This is a genomic window from Mesobacillus boroniphilus JCM 21738 (assembly GCF_000517385.1).
Taxonomy (GTDB): domain Bacteria; phylum Bacillota; class Bacilli; order Bacillales; family Cytobacillaceae; genus Mesobacillus; species Mesobacillus boroniphilus.
The window spans coordinates 1-1,758 of record NZ_BAUW01000201.1; the positions used below are offsets into that span (position 1 = coordinate 1).

The window sequence follows — 1,758 nt, forward strand, 5'->3', positions numbered from 1 at the left end:
CGCTCCATAACTAGAAACCTGTCACAATTACTGCTTTTTCTTGACAGCTTTGCGCTCCATAACTAGAAACCTGTCATAATAACTGCTTTTTCTTGACAGCTTTGAGCTTCATAACCTGAAACCTTGATTGAATGAAAAATAAAAAAAAGCCATAAACCCGGTTGGATTTATGGCTGAAAAGGTATTTATGTAGTGTAATGGTGGAGCCTAGCGGGATCGAACCGCTGACCTCCTGCGTGCAAGGCAGGCGCTCTCCCAGCTGAGCTAAGGCCCCATTTGGAGCGGAAGACGGGATTCGAACCCGCGACCCCAACCTTGGCAAGGTTGTATTCTACCACTGAACTACTTCCGCGTAATTTTATTATAATAGATAAACCCCCCTAAAAATAAAGGATTAAGTTCATTCTTAGGGGTCTTAACATGAGTGAGCCATGAAGGACTCGAACCTTCGACCCTCTGATTAAAAGTCAGATGCTCTACCGACTGAGCTAATGGCTCAAAAATGGCTGGGCTAGCTGGATTCGAACCAACGCATGACGGAGTCAAAGTCCGTTGCCTTACCGCTTGGCTATAGCCCAATGAAAAAATAAAAAGGACATTAGTAGCTTGTCCAATTTTAATATTTATTAAAATGGTGGAGGGGGACGGATTCGAACCGCCGAACCCTGAGGGAGCGGATTTACAGTCCGCCGCGTTTAGCCACTTCGCTACCCCTCCACATAAGTGCTTCTATACCTAGTTAGATGCTCAAAATCCCTTCGGGATTTATCGCATGCTTCCGCTGAAGTTATTCAAGGAAGTAAGAAGCATGGTGCCGGCAAGAGGACTTGAACCCCCAACCTACTGATTACAAGTCAGTTGCTCTACCAATTGAGCTACACCGGCATTAAGGAAAATCATTCATGAAAAATGGTGGAGGATGACGGGATCGAACCGCCGACCCTCTGCTTGTAAGGCAGATGCTCTCCCAGCTGAGCTAATCCTCCATAATTTAATTCGCTGATGTTTTTATCACTATCGCGAAAAAAACTTGGTGACCCCTACGGGATTCGAACCCGTGTTACCGCCGTGAAAGGGCGGTGTCTTAACCGCTTGACCAAGGGGCCATATAATAATATTTTCAGAGCTTCCAAGCGGGCTCGAACCGCTGACCTCTTCCTTACCATGGAAGTGCTCTACCTGCTGAGCTATGGAAGCATTTTGCTGCCAGCTCAAATGACTTTTGTCATTTAGAGATAATGGCTCCGCAGGTAGGATTCGAACCTACGACCGCTCGGTTAACAGCCGAGTGCTCTACCACTGAGCTACTGCGGAATAATGGTAATTTAACATAACTCTTGCAGATGATTCGGTTGCCTCATCTTAGAAGTTGTCCAAGATGAAATAGCATCATCGCCCGGCGGCGTCCTACTCTCACAGGGGGAAACCCCCAACTACCATCGGCGCTGAGAAGCTTAACTTCCGTGTTCGGTATGGGAACGGGTGTGACCTTCTCGCCATCGCCACCAGACAATTTTTAAGGACAATATTTATTATACTGTCTTTTATGCATTTTTCAAGAGGTAATTTGTTTTTGCTTTCGCAAAATTTTATTCCCTCAAAACTAGATAATGTGTAAGAAGAATAAGAAACGAGTAATCTAATGTCCAGTTTCGGCTCCTAGCCTCTCGAGATTGCTTCGGTCCATCCGCTGAAGTCAAAGAACGACTTCAACTGCTGGCCCTCCAGCACTAGTCAAGGCTGTACAGTCGCCTGCAA

General features: G+C 46.0%; 10 tRNA genes and 1 rRNA gene. All 11 read right to left on the bottom strand.

Annotated elements, in window-relative coordinates:
• Positions 1 to 198: 198 nt before the first annotated feature.
• Positions 199 to 274, bottom strand: a tRNA-Ala gene (locus tag JCM21738_RS21705).
• A 3-nt stretch (positions 275 to 277) separates the two neighbouring features.
• Positions 278 to 352, bottom strand: a tRNA-Gly gene (locus JCM21738_RS21710).
• A 73-nt stretch (positions 353 to 425) separates the two neighbouring features.
• A tRNA-Lys gene (locus JCM21738_RS21715) sits at positions 426 to 498 on the bottom strand.
• Between the two features lie 5 nt (positions 499 to 503).
• A tRNA-Gln gene (locus tag JCM21738_RS21720) sits at positions 504 to 578 on the bottom strand.
• A 54-nt stretch (positions 579 to 632) separates the two neighbouring features.
• A tRNA-Tyr gene (locus JCM21738_RS21725) sits at positions 633 to 717 on the bottom strand.
• Between the two features lie 92 nt (positions 718 to 809).
• A tRNA-Thr gene (locus JCM21738_RS21730) sits at positions 810 to 885 on the bottom strand.
• 25 nt (positions 886 to 910) lie between these two features.
• A tRNA-Val gene (locus JCM21738_RS21735) sits at positions 911 to 986 on the bottom strand.
• Between the two features lie 45 nt (positions 987 to 1,031).
• Positions 1,032 to 1,106 (bottom strand) — tRNA-Glu (locus JCM21738_RS21740).
• An 18-nt stretch (positions 1,107 to 1,124) separates the two neighbouring features.
• A tRNA-Thr gene (locus tag JCM21738_RS21745) sits at positions 1,125 to 1,197 on the bottom strand.
• 42 nt (positions 1,198 to 1,239) lie between these two features.
• Positions 1,240 to 1,314 (bottom strand) — tRNA-Asn (locus JCM21738_RS21750).
• A gap of 80 nt (positions 1,315 to 1,394) precedes the next feature.
• Positions 1,395 to 1,510: ribosomal RNA gene (gene rrf, locus JCM21738_RS21755) — 5S ribosomal RNA — on the bottom strand.
• Positions 1,511 to 1,758: the final 248 nt, after the last annotated feature.